The sequence below is a fragment of the Dokdonella immobilis genome, from assembly GCF_900115085.1.
Lineage (GTDB): Bacteria > Pseudomonadota > Gammaproteobacteria > Xanthomonadales > Rhodanobacteraceae > Dokdonella > Dokdonella immobilis.
The window spans coordinates 1-4,041 of record NZ_FOVF01000061.1; the positions used below are offsets into that span (position 1 = coordinate 1).

The 4,041-nt window shown below is 58.5% G+C and carries 5 protein-coding genes and 1 pseudogene; 2 read left to right on the forward strand and 4 right to left on the reverse strand.

Translation table 11 applies throughout. The annotated features are described in order from the left end of the window. Positions 1-254 (forward strand): transposase (locus BM125_RS19440; RefSeq protein ID WP_175498212.1); only part of this gene is annotated, 254 nt, incomplete at its 5' end. 231 nt (positions 255-485) lie between these two features. Here BM125_RS19440 and BM125_RS19445 read toward each other — a convergent pair. Both BM125_RS19445 and BM125_RS19450 read right to left on the reverse strand, forming a co-directional pair. Then, positions 486-935: a DUF6998 domain-containing protein gene (locus tag BM125_RS19445; protein WP_092411097.1), complete on the reverse strand. Its 450-nt coding sequence runs from the start codon at positions 933-935 to the stop codon at positions 486-488. 230 nt (positions 936-1,165) lie between these two features. Next, on the reverse strand, positions 1,166-1,516 hold the full coding sequence (locus tag BM125_RS19450) for an ankyrin repeat domain-containing protein (RefSeq protein ID WP_092411099.1): 351 nt from the start codon (positions 1,514-1,516) through the stop codon (positions 1,166-1,168). A 437-nt stretch (positions 1,517-1,953) separates the two neighbouring features. On the opposite strand from BM125_RS19450, the pseudogene BM125_RS19455 reads away from it, so the two are divergent. After that, positions 1,954-3,048 (forward strand): annotated as a pseudogene (locus BM125_RS19455) (ISL3 family transposase); the annotation flags it as partial. 26 nt (positions 3,049-3,074) lie between these two features. Here the strand turns inward: BM125_RS19455 and BM125_RS19460 are convergent. Continuing rightward, a complete protein-coding gene (locus tag BM125_RS19460) occupies positions 3,075-3,515 on the reverse strand; it encodes a hypothetical protein (RefSeq protein WP_139225132.1) in 441 nt (146 codons plus the stop codon). A gap of 101 nt (positions 3,516-3,616) precedes the next feature. Beyond that, positions 3,617-3,937 (reverse strand): hypothetical protein, encoded by a 321-nt coding sequence (locus tag BM125_RS19465; RefSeq protein WP_092411105.1) that lies wholly within the window; start codon positions 3,935-3,937, stop codon positions 3,617-3,619. Positions 3,938-4,041 lie beyond the last annotated feature (104 nt).

The window sequence follows — 4,041 nt, forward strand, 5'->3', positions numbered from 1 at the left end:
TCCACGGCAGCGTTGAAAGCCAGCGGCCCAATCCGTATTGCCGCGCCATGCGCGAGAAGATCGACAGCGCCAAAGGCCGCGCGATCTACGCCCAGCGCATGGGTCTGGTCGAGCCGGTGTTCGGCCACACCCAGCAACGCGGCCTGCGTCGATTCACGCTGCGCGGGAAATCCAAGGTCGACACGCAATGGAAGCTCTTCTGCATCGTCCACAACGTGGCGAAACTGCAGGTCTACGGCAAGATCGCCGCGTAAGCGGACTTGCGCCCTCGAAAACGCTTCGCGAGCGGACGTATCAAAGCTGAAAAACGCGCCGTCATTGATCAACGCATGACCAGGTCGACGAATCGTGCCGAACCGATGGGAGATCCCAAAAAACAAAATCCGCAAACGCGGCGGATTTTGTTCATCGAAAAGGGGGTTTTTCTACAGCTTCAACGTTTGAATTAAGCCGCGTCGCGGAGCGACGTCGGCTTGAATGAGGGGTTAGACCTGCACCGGCGTGGCAATGGGCGCTAGCCGGCGGGCCTTTGAAATGTCTAGCTCATACTTGCCAACGTGATCATAGTAGCGTGCAGCCGCCGCAGCTGGACCAATGGGGCCGAAATAGACGGTTGAAAGCGCACCATCACGATACTGGATGATCATTAGGTCATCGACTTTGTCGATTGTGGCCTTGCCAATTGGAACAAAGCCGGTGGCCTGGGCGGTAGTTTTAACGCTGATCCGCCGGCCATTGCGGCAGATGACATCAAAGCCGTGCTGGTTGGCGAGGTGGGCAAGCGTGCCGCCAACTTGGAGCGCGCAATGGAACTCGCCGAGACGACCGATCAGGTGGCGAACCTCAGTCGGTTTGACACCGAACTCAACGATCTCCAACCGGATCAACTCCAAGTATTTGTCGTATAGCTGTTGAATACGGTCGGCGGTGATCATTGGTGTGCAGGTCTAACGTTTGAGCTGAGGGGCTGACGCCGGGAAGGCGCTTGGCCCGCGCGACGGATGATGACACTGGCCGGCGCGCGGGCCAAGTGCCTTGCCGGTGGCAGTCCACTCGAGCGAAGGGTTAGGCGTCATCGCCGCGCTCCAGGATTTGGCTTGGGCGGGCGGTACTTCTCGATCAGTGACGCGATCTTTCGACCTTCGTCGTCCGTTCGGCGTTGAGCTCAGATTCGCGCGGTGAGTCCGACCCACCCGTTGATGTCTGGATCTGCGCCGTGCTTCAGGAGAAGCTCGACCATCTCCGGGTAGTCCTTCTGCGCGGCAAGGCAGAGGGCTGTTTCGCCGATCATCTTCTCGTCGTACGCGTTGACGTTTGCCCCGTGCTCAAGCAGCCAGAGTGCAACTTTGTAGTGCTCCTGCTCTGCCGCATGATGGAGAGGTGTCCGGCTCAAGTCGTCGAAGGCGCCGACTTCGGCACCACTCCGAACCAGCCGCTCCACCTCCAGCATATCGCCGTCAGCAGCCGCGCGATGAAAGCGCTCTCGTTCGAACCAATCGTCATCGATGGGCTTCATGACGCCTAACGCCGGAAATGAGCCGCGTGCGATAGCACGTCGGCTCGATTGAAAAGTTAGGTTTTGTTCGCCTTGCGAGCGTGAAATGCGCGTTCAAGTAAAAGGCTTTTCCCCGCATTCACATCCTTGATGTGGACTTGAACCGTATACGCCCCATCCTGCTCATGTGGCTCCACTACGATTTTGAGGCTCTTCGTGGAAGCGTGTGGGTGATTTCGGCGGTTTGAGCCGCCTCTAGCCCGCGCCGTTGCGGGCTTTGAGTCACTTCGACTGCAGCTCGGATTCTGGCACGCTTTGGCGATGGCCAGAACCCCGTCGCGAACCAGGCGCCTCCTGGACACCTATGCCTTCCCCGGCTTCCGTCCGCATTCCGCTGTCAAGGGCGTGTTCGGTGATCCGAAGTCGCGGATCGTCAACCTTCATCGGCGCGCAAAAAAACGATCTGCGGCGGCTGTGGCCGGTCGCAAATTGGCTGGTACGACCGCAAGACGCGGCGCGTACGCGATTTGTCGTGTGGCGATACAAGGGTGTTCCTGGAATTCGAAGTGCGTCGTGTCCAGTGTCGGGGCTGCGGCAAGGTGAAGTCGGAATCGCTCGACTTCCTGGCCGACAATCCGTTCTACACGAAGCGTTTCGCCTGGCACATTGGTCGTCGCTGCCGGCAATCGTCGATCCGTGATGTGGCCAAGGAGTTTGGGCTCGACTGGCATACGGTGAAGTCGTTGGAGAAGCAGTACATGGCCGAGCAAATGCGGCGTGCTGGGATGCCGGGACCGGCAGCCATCGGCATCGACGAGATTTCGATCCGCAAGGGCCACACCTACCGCATCGTGGTCAGCGACCTGATTCGGCGACGACCGATCTGGTTTGGCGGGGCGGATCGTTCCGAAGCCAGCATGGCGCAGTTCTACGCGGCGTTGGGGCCGCACAAATCCCGGCGCATTCGGCTGGCGGTGATGGACATGTGGAAGCCCTTCCGCAACGCCGCGCGCACCCACGCGCCGCAGGCCGCGATCCTGTTCGACAAGTTTCACATCATGCGCCACCTCGGAGCGGCCTTGGACAAGGTACGCAAGTCCGAGTACGCACGCCTGTCGGGCAAAGACAGGCGCTTCATCAAGGGTCAGAAGTACACCTTGCTATCGCACCGGGAAAACCTCACCACCGAAGGTCGGCGGGCGCTGAAGACCCTGCTGGCTGCCAACAAGCGGCTCAACACCGCCTACCTGCTCAAAGAATCGTTCGGCCAACTCTGGAACTACACGAGCGAAGCATGGGCACGACGCTTCTTCGAACGTTGGCGCGACGCGCTCAAATGGCAGCGGCTCAAACCGTTCGAGCAGTTCGCCGACCTGATCGACCGTCACTGGGACGGCATCGCCGCCTACTGCAAGCCAGAAAACAAAGTCTCGCTCGGCTTTGTCGAAGGCCTCAACAACAAGATCCGTGTCATCCAGCGCCGCGCCTATGGACTCCGGGACGAAGAATACCTGCGCTTGAAAGTCCTCACTTGCATGCTGCCGGAGCTGTGAAAACGCGTGAAACTACCCACACGACTTCACGAAGACCCGATTTTGAGATAGTCAACGCTCAATTGAAGACTTCGGTTCGGTGGTTGTGGTTTGTTGACCCAGACTTCCATCGTCGGAGTCTGAGCGTAGCTGCTGCCATCAGGTGCCAGAACCTGATAGCGCATCTGCACATTGCAGATGCCAGAATCATCCGCTTTGCAGCCGCCAAATACCACAAACGCACTAATCGGAGAGTTGATGTCTACCGACTCAATTTCGTCAATGTTCACGGATTCACCTGGGATGTGCCAGGTCTCAGTAAGCTTGCGATCATTTGCCACGAATACGAGCCACGAGATGAGCTGGCCGTCTGATTTTCGATACGCGGTGTCGCCCAGCGGCTCACCCGAGCGCTGAATCCATCCCGCAGATACGATGTGCGGGAATGCCAAGCAGGCAAGTAGTAGCAAGCGAAATTGAATGGCCAAGGGCACCCCCATGCGAAACCTAACGCCGTGTTAAGCCGCCGCCGCACGACGGTGTGTGGATGATACGAGCAACTTCCTCGGCGGTCTGCTTGAACACATAGTTAGGCCTCAACGCGGAACTTCACGGACTTTGCCGTGACCGCGAACAAACCGCCAGTGAGATAGATGTACGTAGTTCCAACACCGACAGCGGGATGCCAGTGGCTGATGTTTCCCGCAAAGCGGTTATTCGCAAGCTCCAAGAAATCGGTGATTCCGCTCATCCTCTCCACGCCCGAGAAGATGATGTTTGCTCGCACGCGCTTAGACGACGAAACGGCCTCTGGATAGTACGCGACCGCCAGCGACACTGACTTCTTCGCGTAGTCGACCGATGCGGACTCGAGCAACGCATCGTGCAGTTCGACGTCGACTGGTTTCATGGATTGAGGCCTAACGAGGCTGTAGAAAAACCTCCCCGCAGCCTATCATTCGTCCTGTCCGCAACAAAGCGGAAAATGAGGTGAAGCGGCAATGGCGCGATACC

Coding starts and splice junctions, on each gene's coding strand:
- BM125_RS19465 (WP_092411105.1), bottom strand. CDS start 3,937: ATGAAACCAGTCGACGTCGAACTGCACGATGCGTTGCTCGAGTCCGCA.
- BM125_RS19450 (WP_092411099.1), bottom strand. CDS start 1,516: ATGAAGCCCATCGATGACGATTGGTTCGAACGAGAGCGCTTTCATCGC.
- BM125_RS19445 (WP_092411097.1), bottom strand. CDS start 935: ATGATCACCGCCGACCGTATTCAACAGCTATACGACAAATACTTGGAG.